Consider the following 16567-nt stretch of genomic DNA (forward strand, 5'->3'; position numbering starts at 1 on the left):
GAAGGGGGCGGGACGACGGGGTTCAGCGGTGGCCGGAGGGCCTGGGGTAGGAGGTGTGGCCCAGTTCGCCCGCGGTGCGGGTCACCTCGAAGAGGCGCTCGCCGTCACGGTTGATCCAGGTGGCCGTGAGGGTCGGCATGTCGAGCGTCGTGTCGGCGACCAGCTTGAGGAAGACGTGCGGCTCGACGGCACTGTGCACCAGGTGGGGGCTGGGCACGTTGAGACTCGGGATGGTGCTGTCGTGCAGGGGGCTGACGATGAACTGCCACAGGTCGTAGCCGACGCGGGGGCCGTAGCTCAGGGCCCGGGAGACATGGATGTCGCCGCCGACCAGGAAGCAGCCGGGAATCCGCTCCTCCGCGATGAAGTCGTAGATCGCCTCGCGCTCGTAGGAGTAGGTGGCCCAGTCGTCCTTCTCGGCGTTCTGCTTGTCGTCCCAGATCATGCCGGTGGCGATGGCCTTGAACGGCGCGGTGCTCCCGCGGAGCTGCTTGCGGAGCCAGTCCCACTGCACCGTGCCCAGACAGGTCAGCTGGGTGCTGTCGGCCCAGCTCGGCGCGGTACGGCTGAACCAGCGCGGGTCGAGCAGGAACACCTCGATCGGGCCACGACGGAAGGATGTATAGACACCCTCGCCGTCCGTCCGCTGCGTGAGGATCTTCCCGTCCGCGGTCTGCCCGAAGGTGGGATTGGCGCGGTAGTTGACGAAGGCCGTGCGGTTCTGGCGCTTGCTCTTGTAGTCGCCGTGGAAGTCGTTGCCGCCGAAGTCGTGGTCGTCCCAGGTGGCCCAGACGGGCATGGAGCTGATCATCCGGGAGATCTCCGGCTGGACCAGGAACGTACGGTGTTTCTGCCGTGCCACCGCGAGGTCGGCGCTGTCGACGTACGGGGTGTCCCCCAGCATGACGAAGCTGTCGCAGCCCTCCTCCATGATCTTCGTCCACACGTGGTCGGCGACCGACGGTCCGCACGAGCCCATTCCCATGGTGACCACGGACGGCTTGTCCGGCGGGGGCGAGGTGGTGAACGAGCCCGTCATCGGCGTGAACCCGGCCGCCTCGTTGACGGGGGTCAGGACGAACTCGTACGCCGTGTCCGGGGCAAGACTTCGCAGTTGGGCGATGAGCGTGTGGTCGTTGTCGGGCTCGACCCTGGTGGTGACGGTGCGCCAGGCCCCGTGACCGTGCTTTCCGAGCTTCCGGTACGCACAGTTCCAGCGGGCGTACAGCGAGGGGTCGAGGCCGGGGCGCGCCCAGATGCGGGCGCTGCCGGCTTCGGTGTGGCCGACCATGGGCCCGACCGGCCGCTCCGGCGGCATCGGCGTCGGGACGACGGCGGGTGCCGTACCGGCACGCACCGACGTGACGTACCCGGCCAGCGCGGCGAAGAACGCCGCGCTGTCCGCCACCGCCTCGGCGGGCTGAACCGCGGCACCGGCACTGTCGCGGATCTTGTCGAGGGTCAGGCTGGTCACGAGGAACCGTCCGGCGCCGAACTGGCCCTCCAGGAGCGCGGGCGGGAACCCTGAGGCGGCGCACGCCATCAGCACCCGCATCGAACTCCACCGCTGGACCGTCTCGTAGCTCACCCGCGGGCTGGTGTTCCGGCCGGTGAACAGCCGGCCGTTGCTGACCCGCTGCCCCTTGACGAGCGGATGGCCGGCATCGACCGGGTAGATCGTGTCGTAGTCGGCGTCCGTACGCACGGCGGACACACCGGTCGGCAGATAGGCCACCGAGGCGCCGTACTGGTCGGACTGCGCCAGATCCAGGACGACCCCGCGGCCGGCGACGAACCGCCGCAGGGATTCGGCCTGGTCGGCGACGTACTCGAGGTAGTCACTGCTGTTGTTCGTGAACGTGCCGAAGGCGATCAGGTCGGCCGGCTGCGGCKGTTCGTCCGCCGGGAGCGCCAGATCGAGCGGAACGACCTCGAAGCCGGCCTGCCCCAGCAGTTCGGCCAGTCCCAGGGCCTTGGTCCAGGGGTCCTCGTACTCCAGGACGGCGGCGCGCAGCGGGGCTTCGGCACCCCGCGCGGCGTCCGGCGCGGCGCCTGCGGCGAAGGCCGGCGCGGCTCCACCGACCGTGAGAGCGGCTGCGACGCCGCCGGTCAGTATCTTCCGTCTGTCCAGGCCGTTGTCCGGCATCTTCTCTCCTTCGGAACGCGGTCCTCGTATCCGCCCGGCGGATACGAGGACCGAAAGGTGATGGCCCGTCCGGGGCCCCGGTGAAGACGCTGACAGAGCGCGCGGCGAAGGACAATGACTTGTATCTACAAGTCACTTCACGTTCATGCACGCCGCGGGGTCGGCGCACGGTGTTCACCCGCCCCCGGCCGCGCTGCGCGCCCGGCTGCCGCACGCGCGGCGCGGGGGGTGCGGTCAGCCCAGGGCCGGCAGAACGGCCTGCCGCGGCGCGTCCGCCCCCTGGGCGGCCCGCACGGCAGCACCGAGATCGCCCAGCGCGTACGCCCCTTCCACCAGGCCGGCGAAGGGGTGTGCGGCATGACGGTCGGCAAGGAACGCGACGGCCGACTGGAGGTCGGCGGGGCGGTAGTTGTGCACACCGGTGACCGTGCGCAGCCCCCGTACCAGCCACTCGGGGTCGACGGGCACGGCGTCCGCGGGAGAGACCGAGCCCGCCAGCACGGCGGTTCCCCCGACATCGAGGGCCGACAGGCACGCCACCACACCCTCCGTACGCCCCGACAGCTCCAGAGCGACGTCGAAGAGGCCGGGAGGTTCGTTCACGTCCCGCACCCGGGCGGCCCCGAACTGCCCGGCCCGCTCCCTGCGGGCCGGAGACGGATCGACAGCGGTCACGCGGGCACCCGCCATGGCGGCCATCGCCACCGCCGTCAGACCGAGCATGCCCGCCCCGGTGACCAGCACCTCCCGCCCTTCCAGCGGACCGGCGGCGGCCAGGACGGCGGCCACGGTGGCGGTGGCGCAGGAGGCCGGGGCGGCGACCGCGTCGGGCAGCCCTGCGGGCACGGCGACGATGGCCGTGCCCGGCAGCAGCAGGCAGTGGGTGGCGAACCCGCCGGTCAGGGGGGCCCGTTCGTCGAGCGGCTCGTGCCCGTACTTGCGCAGGCCCTGGCACTTCTGCGGGTTGCCGCGCAGACAGCGCCGGCAGGTTCCGCAGGAGGCGGTGACCGACCACACCACGCGCAGCCCCGGCACCACCGGCGTGCCGTCCACGCACGACGGCGCCCCGGGCCCCACCGCCAGCACGGTCCCCACCTGCTCGTGCCCCAGCACCGCGGGGACCGGGGACGGCCGCCGCCCGTGCACGGTGTGCAGGTCGCTGCCGCACACGGTGGCCAGATCGATGCGCACGAGCACCTCCCCCGCACCGGGCGACCGGGGGGTCGTGGCGGTCACCAACGTGAAGGGCCGGTCGACCCCGTCCCAGCGGGCGTAGCGAACGGCGACGAGTTCGTCGGGGGCGGTCCCAGGCATGGCGTCAAACCCAATCCGTCATGATTGCTTGCGTACGAGTAAGCAACATGTATAGACAGCCCTGAGGGGCCGGGGCGAAACTCTGGGTGAACAGCGGATGCAGAATCACTCCGGGGCCCAGCCCGCTCGACCACCCTCGGCAGCCGCCGCCCTCCACGCGCGGGGCCGAACAGCGCACGCCAGGAGGGCAGTTCGCGTCGGTTCCGCCCGAAGCGCACCGGGCTCGGAGGCGCCGAGGCGGGCCGCACGGCCAGGTGGCCGACGGCCGGAGTCGGATCGAAGGACATCTGTAGAGTCAAGTCCATGGCAACACCTCTGCACCGGACCATCGCAGCCGAACTCCGCCACCGGGTTCGTTCCGGGAACCTCCAGGTCGGCGAGTCGTTGCCGTCCGAATCCCAGCTGTGCGAGGAGTTCTCGGCGTCACGCGGCCCGGTCCGGCAGGCGCTCGCCACCCTGCGCGACGAGGGACTCATCGGTGGCGGCCAGGGCAAGCGGACGGTGGTGCTGGACACGGTCCCCACCCAGCCGTTCGAGTCCTTCCTGTCCTTCACCCACCGCGCGGAACTGACCGGACACACTCCCGGCCAGAAGCTGCAGGAGATCGCCCTGCGGCGCCCCGAACCGGAGATCGCCGCCGCCCTGGAGATCAACGCGGACGATCTCGCGGTCCAGCTCATCAGGCTGCGCCTGCTCGACGGGCGCCCCGCGATGCTGGAGCGCATGACGTATGTCGAGTCGGTGGGCCGCCCGTTGATCTCCGCCGATCTGGACGCCGGGTCCATCTACGCCCTGCTCACCGAGCAGGGCGTAGATCTGCACTCGGCCCGGCACACGTTCGACGCCGTACCCGCCAACCGACTGGACGCCGAGCTCCTGGACGTTCCCGAGGGCTTCCCGCTCCTGAGGGAACGGCGCCTGACGACCGATTCCCTGGGCACCCCCGTCGAATGGTCCGAGGACCGCTATCGCTCGGACACCGCCACGGTGACCGTGACCAACACCCGCAGCTCCCGCAGCGCGATGCTCTGAGCGCGATGGAGCCCGCTCCCCCGGCCGGAGCGGACTCCGGGCCCCGGCCGGGGCCGGGCGGATGCGGCCCTCAGCAGCCGACGGGCGACGAGCCGGCGACCACGTCGTCGAACCACAGGGTGTCATCGCCGGTTCCGTAGCTCTCCCAGCCCAGCCGCAGCTCGACAGGTCTCGGCGGAGTGGTCCGGGAGAGCCACTGCTGGTCGACGTCCTGCGTCGGTACACCGTCGGCATGCAGCCCGGGCACCTGCTCGTCGTTGAGCCAGGTGTCGAGTCCCGGAGCCGTGGTGTCGATGGCGAACCGTACGCACTGCCAGCTGTCCGTCGGCAGAGGCCTGCTCAGCCCCACCCCCACCGGGCTCTGCGCCGGAAGCGTGGCGTCGTCGCTCTCCCGGTTCCACTGCAGGGCACCGTTCTGGCCGCCGATCCGCAACGCCTTGCCGCCCTGGGAGCTGTCCGGCATCGACACGAAGGTGACGTGCGCGGCCGGGAGCGCGGTGGTGTGCCGTACCCACATGCGCAGGTGCAGCACCGGGCCCACCGACGACAGGTCCGCTGCGGCGGCCACGAAGGCGTGGTTGCAGTAGCCGGCCCGCCCGTCCAGCCGCAGCGATCTCGTGCCGCTGTGCGCGACCTCCGTATCGACGGCGGCCGTCCCGGTGCCCTGGCAGTCGGGGGCGGTGAACCGCCAGTTCCCGGCGGGGGCCGGCCCGGTCTGGTCCTCGAAGTCCTCGCAGACGGCGGCATCGCCGCACTCCGCCGAAGGCGGTGGCGTCGTGGGAGGTGGCGTGGTCGGTGGCGAGGTGCCGTCACCGCCGCAGGAGACGCCGTTGAGGGCGAAGTCGGTGGGGGCGTGGCCGGCCGACTGCCAGGTTCCCTGCAGACCGAAGTCCACGCTGCCCCCGTCGGCCACCTCGCCGTTCCAGTCCGCGTTGACGGCGGTCACCACGTGGCCGGTCTGCGTGACGGTCGCGTTCCATGCGGAGGTGACCTGCCGGTCGCCGTCGTACGTCCACGTCAGGCGCCAGCCGCTGAGCGCGGAGCCCGTATGAGTGAGGCGCACCTGCGCGGAATAGCCGCCGGTCCACTCGTTGACGGTGTAGTCGACCCGGCATCCGGATGCCGGGTCCGCACCGCTGGCGGGCATGGCGACGAAGGCCGAGATCACCAACGCGAGAGCGGCCGCAGCCGCCGTCCAGGGTCTGCGCAGTAATCGCGGGAGAAGTTTCGGCATGTGCGCCTCCTCGGGTGGGGAACCGTGGGACCGTGCGACAGTGATGGCAGTGGGAGCGCTCCCACTGCCATCACAGCGACTTGACGGCACACTGTCAATATTGATGTCCGTCCGAGTTCACCTCTCGGAGGCCGGGCGGACGCGTCCTGACACCCGGGCACCGAGGATTCCCCGTCAGGTGCCGTAGGAGACGCGCACGTCCTTGAAGCCCAGGGAGCGCAGGAGGCCCTCCAGCATGGTGGTGGTGTTGGCCTCGGCCCTCGCGGTCAGTCCGCTGTCCTCGGCCGCGTCGCCGATGTGCGAGACCGCGAGCTTCTGCACGGCGTGTTCACTGTTGGGATTGTCCGAGAACACGTCTCCGAGACGGTCCAGCAGTCCGCGTTGCTTGGAGACGGCGTAGGAGTGGTCCACGTCCAGTGCGGGTTTGCCGAGCCGCGCGTGCGGGAGCCGCAGCGTGGCGGAGGTGCGGTCCTCGTTCACCGTCACGCCGTTTTGCCCGATGGCGCCGAGGTCGACGTACGCCTCCACCGTGCCCGCGCCCACGTAGAGCGTGCGGGAGCCGCGTACGGCGTCCGGCAGGTACTTGGCGTCCTTCTCGAGGTCGACGACCACCTGGAAATTCCCGGATGCGGCGTCGAAACGGCTCATGTCCTTGATGGACTTCAGGACGGCGGGGCCCGAGCGGTCGGTCGTCCGGGTGCCGAACAGATCCTTGATGCCGGGCAGTACGGCCAGCCTGATCCCGGCGAACAGCACCGCCATCACCAGCACGAGAGCCGTCACCACCTTCGCCCAGGCAGGCATACGTCCCGGCAGGCGCCCCAGCGAATTCGTCATCCGAAGGCCCTCCTTTCCTGTACTACTCCGGATGCCCCCGAAATCCCGTACGAGACAGTCGAGTTGAGGAACGCGCAAGGCCCGGCCCGATGCGGGAACGTGCGACGGGCGGTGCGGACGCGCCCGGCCACCGCACGGCATCCCCGACGAGCCGGCCCGCAGGCGCTCGCGAGGCCCGGCCGGAGCAGCATCGGCACGGCCCCGCGCCTCCTGCTCACCGCCGAACGAGGTCAAGCGCTCCCGTGGGCGTGATGGACCGCGCGATTGCGGGAACCCTCCTTCGCATCGCATCGCGGCCACCCGACGAAAGGACCTGGTCATGTCCGCCCGAACGACCACGCTCGATTCCAGCACCGACCTGCCTCAGATCTTCGAACTCGCCCAGCAGCTCCGGGTGGATTCGGTGCGCTCCAGCACCTCCGCAGGATCCGGGCACCCCACCTCCAGCCTCTCGGCGGCAGACCTGATGGCCGTGCTGCTCGCTCGCCATCTCCACTACGACTGGTCCGCGCCGGACAACCCCGCCGGCGACCACCTCATCTTCTCCAAGGGGCATGCGTCGCCTCTCCTCTACGCCATGTTCAAGGCGGCCGGAGTCATCAGCGACGAGGAGCTGATGACCACGTACCGCCGGTTCGGCCACCGCCTCCAGGGCCATCCCACCCCGGTGCTGCCCTGGGTCGACGTGGCCACCGGCTCCCTGGGCCAGGGCATCGCCTACGGCGTCGGCATCGCGCTGGCGGGCCGCGACCTGGAGAAGCAGCCCTACCGGGTATGGGTGCTCTGCGGGGACAGCGAGATGAGCGAAGGCTCCGTCTGGGAGGCGCTCGACAAGGCGGGCAGGCACCAGCTGGCCAACTTCACCGCGATCGTCGACGTCAACCGGCTCGGTCAGAGCGGCCCCACCGAGCTCCAGTGGGACACGGCCGCGTACGCGCGGCGGGCCGAGGCGTTCGGCTGCCGTGCCCTCGTGGTCGACGGCCATGACCTCGAAGAGGTCGACCGGGCCCTGGCCACCGCCGCCGACGGGCAGGCACCCACGGTCATCGTCGCCAGGACCGTCAAGGGCCGCGGCGTCAGCGAGGTCGCCGACCAGGAGAACTGGCACGGCAAACCTCTGCCCGAGGATCTGGCCGAGCGCGCCGTGGCAGAACTCGGCGGCGTACGCGACCTGCGGGTGCGCGGCCCCCGGCCGCCCGAGGCCACCGCAGTCGCGGCCCCAGCGGCGGGCCCGGTGGAGCTGCCTCGCTACGACGTCGGGGACGAGGTCGCCACCCGGGTCGCCTTCGGCAAGGCGCTGGCCGCTCTGGGTGCTCGCCCGGACGTGGTCGCCCTGGATGCCGAGGTCGGCAACTCGACGCACGCCGAGGACTTCCGGAAGGCGCATCCGGAGCGGTACTTCCAGGTCTACATCGCCGAGCAGCAGATGATCGCCACCGCTGTCGGCATGGCCGTTCGCGGCTTCCGCCCCTACGCCACCACGTTCGCCGCCTTCCTCACCCGGGCGCACGACTTCATCCGGATGGCCGCCGTCTCCGGGATCACCATGGCCCTGTGCGGAACCCACAGCGGGGTGGAGATCGGCGCCGACGGCCCCTCCCAGATGGGTGTCGAGGACCTGTCGATGATGCGCGCGGTCCTCGGGTCCACCGTCCTGTATCCGTCCGACGCGACCTCGGCCGCCGCCCTGACGGCCGCGATGGCGGACATCGACGGCATCTCGTACCTGCGCACCACGCGCGGCGCCTACCCGGTGCTGTACAACGAGGACGAAAGCTTCGCGCCGGGTGGGTCCAAGACCCTGCGCGGGGGCGGTGACGACGACCGGGTCACCCTGATCGGCGCCGGCGTCACCCTGCACGAGTGTCTGGCCGCCGCCGAGGAGCTCGCCGGTGACGGGATCCCGGCCCGCGTCATCGATCTGTACTCGGTCAAGCCGGTCGACGCCGGCGCCCTGGCCCGAGCCGCCTCGGACACCGGCGCGCTGATCGTCGCCGAGGACCACCATCCCGAAGGCGGCATCGGCGAAGCGGTCCTCTCGGCCCTGGCCGCCTCCGGCGCCCACCCCCGCTTCGCCCACCTCGCCGTCACGAGCCTGCCGGGTTCGGGCGCCCCCGGCGAACTCCTCGACGCGGCCGGTATCTCCCGCTCCCACATCGCCGATGCCGCCCGCGCCCTGGTCGGGCGGCGCTGAAGGAGCCGCCGGGCGCTCCCGCGGAACGGATGCGCGCGGGCCCATCCCGCGGGCACAGTGGGGTCATGACGATCTCGCTCGGTGCCACGGTCCTCGGCACTCCCGATCCACCCGCGCTGGCCGACTTCTACCGTGCCCTGCTGGGGTGGGAGGAGGTGGAGCGGGAACCCGGCTGGGTCCGGCTGAGGGCTCCTGAACAGGAGCGCCCCGGACTCAGTTTCCAGGAGGAGGCCGACCACACGCCACCGGTCTGGCCCCCACGTCCGGGCGCCCAGCAGATGCAGGCGCACCTGGACCTCCAGGTCGACGATCTGGAGGCGGAGACCGCGCGGGCGTGTGCGCTGGGCGCGACGGTCGAGGAACATCAGCCCCAGAACGACGTGCGGGTCATGCGCGACCCGCACGGTCACCTCTTCTGCCTCTTCCTTCCCGGCGCCTGAAGGCGAGTCCTCCCGCGCGCCCGAAGACGCGTTCTCCCGGCGCCCTCCCGTGTGCCGGTGGCCATGCAGCCGCGGTCCCGCACCCGGACCCGGCGACGGCGGGGACGACTGAGGCACTGTCAGTCGGCTCACGTATCGTTCCCGCCACCACACGCCGACTCGGAGGAACAAGAGAAGTGACCGGCCTGACCGCCTTCCCGATGCCCTTTCACACCACCCGTTCCCGGTCGTCCCAATCGCCCCGGACACTCCGGGAACTGCAGATAACGCAGTGCAGCGCACACATCCGGGCGAAGCCGGACTGGTTCGACAAGAGGAACGACGCCGGCATCGTCGCCAGGTGGACGCGGGAGGCGGTCGCGCAGGGACTCACCGAAGCAGAGGTCGCCTACGTCCTGGCCGAACTGGCGCATTACGCGGCCCTGCGGGACGGACGGACCGGCATCGAGGTGTCCGCAGTCGACGGGGTGTGGCAGTCGGACAGACTGGTCGACGACAAGCTCGGATCCCGGCTGCGCGAGGCCGTCCGGGTTCTGGAACAGGTCCCGGAAGCCGACCTGGACTGGCATCCGGGTTCCGACGGCCAGGTCCTGGATCTGGTTCATCCCTCACTGTTCTGCCTGGTGAGAGAGGTGAGCGGTGCACCCGACCGGGCCTGGCACAACCCGACGAACCGCTATGCGCAGTACGAGTTCTCGGACACGTTCCAGTGGCTGCCCACGGATGTCGACATGAGTGCGGACGGCGATGTCTCGTTCCGTTCGTACGTCAACAACGTGCATCCCGAGAATCATCATGAACTCGCCGCCGTCCTGCCCGACTTGTTCGCGCGGGTCCGCCCTCTCTTCGAGAAGGTGCTCACCGACCTGCGTCATCCACGGCCCCTGCGGATCGAGGTCGATCCCTACGGGTGGTACGACTCGGAGCCGGAGTACCCGGACGAATCCTCCTTCGCCGATGACGCGGCGTACGCGGAAGCCGTCGAGACCTGGGAGGAGGCCTACGACGCCTGGTGCGAGAACCGCCGCCCGGCCGTTCCGGACGCCCCGGCCTTCGTCGCGCCCCAGTTGCCCGACGAGGAGTCCGCGGTCGACCTGCGCGGCCGTCGTCTCCAGGTCATCGTGAAGCTCGCCACGCTCCATCTCACCCCGGACAAGCCCGAGTACACCGGCGGTTCCTGGCATGTGGAGGGCATGCTGAACGAGCGGATCGTATCGACCGCCCTCTACTACTGGGACAGCGAGAACATCACCGAAAGCCGGCTGAGCTTCCGGACCGCACTCGACGAACCGGATTACGAGCAGAGCGACCACACCGGTATGCGGGAGGTCTACGGCCTGGAGAACGAAGGCGCGCTGAACCAGACGCTGGGATCGGCATCGACACCGGCGGGACGCTGTCTGGCGTTCCCGAACGTCCTGCAGCACCGCGTCGGATCGTTCCGTCTCGTGGACCCCGCCCGCCCGGGACACCGCAAGATTCTCGCGTTCTTCCTGGTCGACCCGTCGGAGCGGATCGTTTCGACCTCCGATGTGCCGCCGCAGCAACCGTGGGCCGAGACCTCGACCATGACGCTCGAACAGGCCAAGGGCTTCCGCGAACAGCTCATGCGGGAACGCAAGTTCTTCGTCGACGAGAACAACGAGCAGCTCTACGAGCGGGAGTTCTCCCTCTGCGAGCACTGAACCACACCGTTCCGCTCCGGGTGGCCGAGGGTCACGGCCCCCCGGAAGCGGTCCGGCGACAGGGTGGACATCGCGTCGAGTGACGTGTCGGGGACCGGCAGGAGGTGGGCGTCGACCCAGGTGTCCCCCGTCGCAGCGTTGGCCCAGGGATCCTCGATCACGACAGCTCCGGGTACGACACCGTGGCAGACCACCCAGTGCGGCACGTCGAACCCCTGCATGGCGGCGAGCGAGAGCAGGAGCAGTACGTGCTCCCCCCGGCCGATCGCGTCCCGGATCGCCGTCATGGAGAGGTGGCCGGGGTCGATGGGGACACTGGTGCGTGCGGCGTCCGTACGCGACGCGCGCTGGAGCAGGGCACGCCATTCCTGTTCCTTCTCCGGGTGATGGTCGATCAGGACGGGCCGTTCCGTGTCGAGGTGGACCTCGACGGGGGTCGACGGCCAGGCCCGGCGCACGGCGACGCCGAGTCCGACGGGTTCGCAGGCGGGGAAGTTGTTCGCGTCTCGCCACAGCGTCAGCTCCGCCTGGCGGTCGAGGGCCTCTCGCGGCAGCCTTCCCGCGTGCGCCTGCGCGACCAGGGCGGTGACGGCGCCGCACGTGAAGTGGGTGGTCTGCCCGTAGTACGGGGGCTCGGCGACCACGCCGTCGCTCAGCCAGCGGACGTAACCGGAAACGGGTCCGTCCGCACCCTCCGACTGCGTGAGCGGAGGGCTCAGGGCGGCGAAGCCGGCGGCAGCGGCGTCCTCGGGGTCTGCCGTCCAGCCCTCCCACTTGACCTGCGCGAGCTCACGTTCGCGTGCGTGGGCAACGACTGCCGCGACGGCCTCCCGCACATCACCGACGGCATCGACGATCTTCAGATAGGCGGTGTTCGGGCGTGCCGTCACGAGCGCGGCAGCGGTCCACTCCTCACCGTCGTCGCTGGGAACGGCGACGATATGAGGGGCGTGGCCCGAGCGGTCGGCCGTCTGCCAGCGCTCCGGCACCCGGTGGTCTCCCAGCCGCCTCGACAGGGCCGGCCACGCGTCGGGCACGAACGGGACGATGAGGCTCTTCACGGATGTTTCGCGCGGGGACGGCATTCCGGTGCTCCTGGCGGGACGGCGGGGAAGGGAGGGGAAAGGGAGAGCAGGGGGCGTTCACGGCGGGTGCGCGGCTGGCGCGGGCCCGCCGCCCGGTGTCATGTGCGGGACTGCCGGAGCACCCACACGAAGTACGGGGCACCGACCAGCGCGATCATGAGACCCGCCGGCACCTGGGACGGGGCGACGACGGTGCGGCCGAGGGCGTCGGCCACGCAGACCAGGAGTCCGCCGAGGAGCATCGCGACCGGGATCGACCGTCCGTGCCGGGCGCCTACCAGTGACCGGGCAAGGTGCGGGGCGACGAGCCCCACGAAGCCGACGACGCCGACGGCGGCCACGCTGAGTGCCGCGAGCACCGCGGCGATCGCCAGCGCGGCGAAGCGCACACGTACCGGCCTGATGCCGACGATGCGCGGGGTGTCCTCGTCGACGGCGAGCAGGTCCAGCCGGTCGCGCAGGGCGAGCAGGACGGGGAGTGCGAGCGCCAGGGCCACCGCGACGGGTACGACGTCGGGGAACGTGCGCCCGTAGGTCGTACCGGAGAGCCAGGTGAAGATCCGGGGCGTGTTCCACGGGTCGGCGCGCAGCAGGAGGAAGGTGGTGAGCGCGCTGAGGCCGTACCCGCAGCCGATCCCGATCAGTACGAACCGGTCGGGCAGGAAGCCGCCGCGCCAGGACAGCAGGGCGATCAGTCCGAACGTGGCGAGCCCCGTCACGACGGCGGCCCCGATGAGCAGCGGACGGCCGCCGGGCAGCCCCGACGTGACGATGGCCACGGCGCCGAGGCCGGCGCCCGCCGTGATGCCCAGCACACCGGGTTCCGCCAGCGGGTTGCGTACCGCGCCCTGTACGACGCAGCCGGCCAGGCCGAGTGCCGCACCGGCGAGGATCGCGGCGACCACGCGCGGGACGCGGTCGTCGAGCGCCTGTCCGATCAGGTCGGGGGCGGCACCTTGGACCCAGAGCGCGATGTCGCCGGTCCGCAGCCAGAGGGATCCGGCCAGGACGGCCACGACGGCTGCCACGACGAGGAGTGCCGCGGCGGCGGACAGGACGAGGAGGTAGGCGCGGCGCGACCGCGCGGCGACCCGCGCACGCGGTGGCTGCCGGAGCCCTCCCGTGTCACGGAGACGGAGCGCGAGGACCACGATCACGACGGAGCCGAGCAGCGCGGTCGGCACACCGGTGGGAATGGAGGCTGCCCCGTCGGCGCCCTGAATCGCACGCAGGGTCGCATCGGCGAGCAGGATGAGCAGCGCGCCCAGCAGCCCGGCCGCGGGCACCAGGAAGAGGTGGCGGCGCAGCGCCCTGGCCCGTCCGGCGATCAGCCGGGCGAACACGGGGGCACCGAGGCCGAGGAAGGCGATCGGGCCCGCGAGAGTCACCGCCGTGCTGGTCAGAACGACCGCGCAGATCACGGCGATCACCCGGGTGGCCCGGATCGGCACGCCGAGGGTGGACGCGGTGTCGTCGCCGAGGTTCATCACGTCGAGCCGCCGGGACAGCGCGAGGGCGACGCACAGCACCACGGCCACGACGGGGAGGGCGCGTACCGACGCGTCGATGTTCATCTGGGCGAGCGACCCGCTCCCCCAGGCGAACAGACCGGTGGTGTTCTCCTTGAACAGGATGAGGATCATCGCGGTCGCCGAGTCCAGGGCCATCGCGATCGCCGACCCGGCGAGGATAAGACGGGTGCCCGAGGTGCCCGCGGCCCGGCCCGCGAGGAGCAGCACGAGGGCCGCGGCGGCCAGGCCGCCGGCGAAGGCGACGGCGCCCGACGCCCAGAGGGGGACGGTGAGACCGAAGGCGGCGACGAGCGAGAGCGTGAAGTAGGACCCGGCGGTCGCCGCGAGGGTGTCGGGGGAGGCGAGCGTGTTCTGCGTGACGGACTGCAGCAGCGCACCGGCCGCTCCGAGGGCGAAGCCCACCGCCACACCCGCGAGCAGGCGCGGCAGGCGTGAGCCGATGAGGATCTCACCGACCGGCGCTCCGCCGGTGTTCTCCCGTTCCCCGGTGACGTACCTCAGCAGGTCGCCGACGCCGACCTCCGATGTTCCCTGCGTCAGGTGCCACAGGCCCACCAGGACGGTCAGCACGAACAGGGCTGCCAGGACGGCCGCCCCGGTGGGACCGCCGCCGCGCTCGGCGCGCGGCAGCGCTTCCCTCCGGGACACCGTTGTCTGTGAGGTGCTCACTTGCTCACTTCTTGTCGAGTACGTCGACGTAGGCGTCGATCGCCTGCTCGCAGGAGAGCGGGCCGCCTGCGCCCCACACACCCGACGGGAACGCGTGCGCGCGGCCTTCCTTGACGGCCGGGATGGTCTTCCAGAGCGGGTTCTTCGCCAGCGCGGCGACGTACCCGCCGGCCCCTTCGTCATTGGCGTAGAAGAAGTTGGCGTCGCCCACCGCGGTGAGTCCCTCGACGTCGGTCTGCGCGAGACCGTAGGAGGGGTCGACGCCTCCGTCGCCGTGCGCCTTGTTGACGTCGTCGGTCCATACGGGGTTCATGCCGAGCTCTTCACCGATCTGGGTGAACAGGGCGCCCTTGCCGTAGGGACGGACGGTGAGGTTGCCGCCCTCCAGCCATCCGTCGAAGAACAGGAAGTCGTCCGTCGGCAGATCGGCGTCGGTGACCTGCTGCTTCGCCGTCGCGAGGTGCGCGTCGAACTCCTTGAGCACCTGGTCGGCGCGCTCGGTGCGCCCCGTCGCCTCGCCGATCATGCTGAACACGTTCTTCATGTTCCCGATCGGGTCCTTCGGGTCCGCCCCCAGCGTGGCCATCACGGGGACGCCTCGCTTCTCCAGCTTCACGAGGGTCTCGTCGTCGGCCTTGAACGCCTCCACGACGATGAGGTCGGGCTTCGTCGCGTAGAGGGTGTCGAGGTCGGGCTCCTCACGGGTGCCGATGTCCGTCACTCCGCCGGGCAGCTTCTCCGCACTGACCCAGGTGCTGTATCCCTTGGCGTCGGAGACCGCGGTGGGGGTGACGCACAGGGTCAGCGCGTCCTCGACCTGCTGCCACTCCAGGACGGCGATCCGCTTGGCGGGCTTGTCCAGCTTGACCTGCCGGCCGACACCGTCCGTGAAGGAGACCGGCTTCGTCGAGGTGGCCGTGGTGTCGTCGGCGCAGCTCGCCGACGCGGGCGCCGCACTGGCGCTGCTGCCGGCGGCGTCGGTCCTGTCGGCGGACGTCGTGCCGCAAGCCGTTGCGGCGAGGACGACGAGTCCCGCGGAGGCTGACGCCGCGAGGCGATGGGCACGGTTCATGAACGTTCCTCTTTCTTACGATGAGGTGCGGCGGCGGATGGTGCGCCACCGCGAGTGAGGGCGGGGGGGGTGTGGTCCGGCCGCCCCGGGCGAGTTGGCGTCGGGCTGATTCACGCGGCCGGGGCCGGCCTTTCCGGACGCGACGGCCCGGGCGGCTCGGGAGGCTCGGAAGACTCGGCCGAGGCCAGGCCCGTGTTCCCGGGCAGGGACGGGCCGGTGGATGCGGACAGAGCCGGGCCGCTCATTTCAGGCAGGCGCAGGCCGGTGGATTCAAGCGGGGACAGGCTGGTGGATTCAGACGGGATGGCGTCCGATCGGATCGATACGGAGACGGCCCGTACGGGGGTCGGTGCCGACCTCGACACGGATGTCGTAGACCTCGCCGATGTTCTGCGCGGTGAGGACATCGGCCGGTGCTCCCACCGCGTGCACACGGCCGGAGCGCATCAGGACCAACGTGTCCGCGACGCGTGACGCGTGGTCGAGGTCGTGCAGCACGACGCCGACGGCGATGCCGTGCTTCTCCACGAGATCACGCACCAGGTCGAGGGTCTCGATCTGGTAGCGCAGGTCCAGGTGGTTGGTCGGTTCGTCGAGCAGCACGACGCCGGTGTCCTGGGCCAGGCAGGCCGCGAGCCAGACTCGCTGCATCTCACCGCCGGAGAGCTCCCCGACCGGCCGCTCGGCCATGTCCCGTACGCCGGTGACGCCCATGGCGCGGTCGACGGCGCTCCGGTCCTCGGCCGTCAGTCCGGCGAAGCCACGCCGGTACGGGTGGCGTCCGAAGGCCACGACCTCCGTGACCGTCAGCCCTTGGGGCGCGGGCCTCGACTGGGAGAACAGCGTGACCTCGCGGGCGAACCGGCGGGCGCTCAGCAGTGAGGTGTCGCGCGCGTCCGCTCCGCCGGGGGCGCCGAGCGTCATCCGGCCGCCGTCCACCCGGTGCAGGCGTGCGAGTGCGCGCAGCACCGTGGACTTCCCGCTGCCGTTGGGCCCCACCAGAGCGGTCGCACGGCCGGGTTCCAGGGCGATGGAGACGCCGTGGACGACCGGCTCGCAGCCGTAGCTCAGCACCAGGTCGTGCCCGTTGAGCGCGGCCACCGGGGTGTCGGGGCCGGCCGCGGGGGCGGTGGCTTGCCGGAAGGGGCTTGTGAACATCGATGCGTCCGGAGTTTCGAAGGGGCGAGGACTGCGGCACCCTCCGTCCGGTCTTCACGAGCCGGACAGCGAACTCTTCCGCGTACGGGCAGCACCGTTCGCGGCAAGCAACAACTAAGGGTTACCTAACTCCGAGAAGGTTATATTCCGCTTGCCGTGTCGACAACCA

The 16567-nt window shown here is 71.0% G+C and carries 12 protein-coding genes; 4 read left to right on the top strand and 8 right to left on the bottom strand.

Translation table 11 applies throughout. The features are described from left to right. Positions 1 to 22: 22 nt before the first annotated feature. The gene (locus EAO72_RS36375) at positions 23 to 2146 is read right to left on the bottom strand and encodes an alkaline phosphatase D family protein (protein ID WP_148021277.1); all 2124 of its coding nucleotides are present in this window, start codon (positions 2144 to 2146) and stop codon (positions 23 to 25) included. 234 nt (positions 2147 to 2380) lie between these two features. Continuing rightward, a complete protein-coding gene (locus EAO72_RS36380; protein WP_148021278.1) occupies positions 2381 to 3460 on the bottom strand; it encodes a zinc-binding dehydrogenase in 1080 nt (359 codons plus the stop codon). A 303-nt stretch (positions 3461 to 3763) separates the two neighbouring features. Between EAO72_RS36380 and EAO72_RS36385 the strand changes: the two genes are divergently transcribed. Continuing rightward, entirely contained in the window at positions 3764 to 4492 is a 729-nt protein-coding gene (locus EAO72_RS36385) for a GntR family transcriptional regulator (protein ID WP_187285327.1), read from the top strand. 70 nt (positions 4493 to 4562) lie between these two features. Here the strand turns inward: EAO72_RS36385 and EAO72_RS36390 are convergent, their stop codons facing one another. Together EAO72_RS36390 and EAO72_RS36395 are read right to left on the bottom strand one after the other, a co-directional pair. After that, the gene (locus tag EAO72_RS36390; protein WP_148021279.1) at positions 4563 to 5726 is read right to left on the bottom strand and encodes a cellulose-binding domain-containing protein; all 1164 of its coding nucleotides are present in this window, start codon (positions 5724 to 5726) and stop codon (positions 4563 to 4565) included. A gap of 174 nt (positions 5727 to 5900) precedes the next feature. Then, entirely contained in the window at positions 5901 to 6563 is a 663-nt protein-coding gene (locus tag EAO72_RS36395; protein WP_187285328.1) for a DUF4230 domain-containing protein, read from the bottom strand. 319 nt (positions 6564 to 6882) lie between these two features. On the opposite strand from EAO72_RS36395, the gene EAO72_RS36400 reads away from it, so the two are divergent. From EAO72_RS36400 to EAO72_RS36410, 3 genes are all read left to right on the top strand, one after another. Next, positions 6883 to 8757, top strand: a complete 1875-nt coding sequence (locus EAO72_RS36400; protein ID WP_148021280.1) for a transketolase — start codon at positions 6883 to 6885, stop codon at positions 8755 to 8757. Positions 8758 to 8822: 65 nt separating this feature from the next. Next, positions 8823 to 9197 (top strand): VOC family protein, encoded by a 375-nt coding sequence (locus EAO72_RS36405; RefSeq protein WP_148021281.1) that lies wholly within the window; start codon positions 8823 to 8825, stop codon positions 9195 to 9197. Positions 9198 to 9373: 176 nt separating this feature from the next. Then, complete coding sequence (locus EAO72_RS36410) at positions 9374 to 10882, top strand: DUF4246 domain-containing protein (RefSeq protein WP_148021282.1); 1509 nt, start codon at positions 9374 to 9376, stop codon at positions 10880 to 10882. Here the strand turns inward: EAO72_RS36410 and EAO72_RS36415 are convergent. The 4 genes from EAO72_RS36415 to EAO72_RS36430 all read right to left on the bottom strand — a co-directional run bounded on the left by EAO72_RS36415 (position 10849) and on the right by EAO72_RS36430 (position 16398). Then, complete coding sequence (locus tag EAO72_RS36415) at positions 10849 to 11967, bottom strand: peptidase C39 family protein (protein ID WP_148021283.1); 1119 nt, start codon at positions 11965 to 11967, stop codon at positions 10849 to 10851. The two genes, EAO72_RS36410 and EAO72_RS36415, sit on opposite strands and share 34 nt — an antisense overlap. A 98-nt stretch (positions 11968 to 12065) precedes the next feature. Then, entirely contained in the window at positions 12066 to 14168 is a 2103-nt protein-coding gene (locus EAO72_RS36420) for an iron ABC transporter permease (RefSeq protein WP_148021284.1), read from the bottom strand. A gap of 4 nt (positions 14169 to 14172) precedes the next feature. Continuing rightward, positions 14173 to 15240, bottom strand: coding sequence for an iron-siderophore ABC transporter substrate-binding protein (locus tag EAO72_RS36425; RefSeq protein WP_148021285.1), 1068 nt, complete (start codon positions 15238 to 15240; stop codon positions 14173 to 14175). 294 nt (positions 15241 to 15534) lie between these two features. After that, on the bottom strand, positions 15535 to 16398 hold the full coding sequence (locus EAO72_RS36430; protein ID WP_148021286.1) for an ABC transporter ATP-binding protein: 864 nt from the start codon (positions 16396 to 16398) through the stop codon (positions 15535 to 15537). Between the last annotated feature and the right edge of the window lie 169 nt (positions 16399 to 16567).

This window comes from Streptomyces sp. OR43 (assembly GCF_008042275.1).
Taxonomy (GTDB): domain Bacteria; phylum Actinomycetota; class Actinomycetes; order Streptomycetales; family Streptomycetaceae; genus Streptomyces.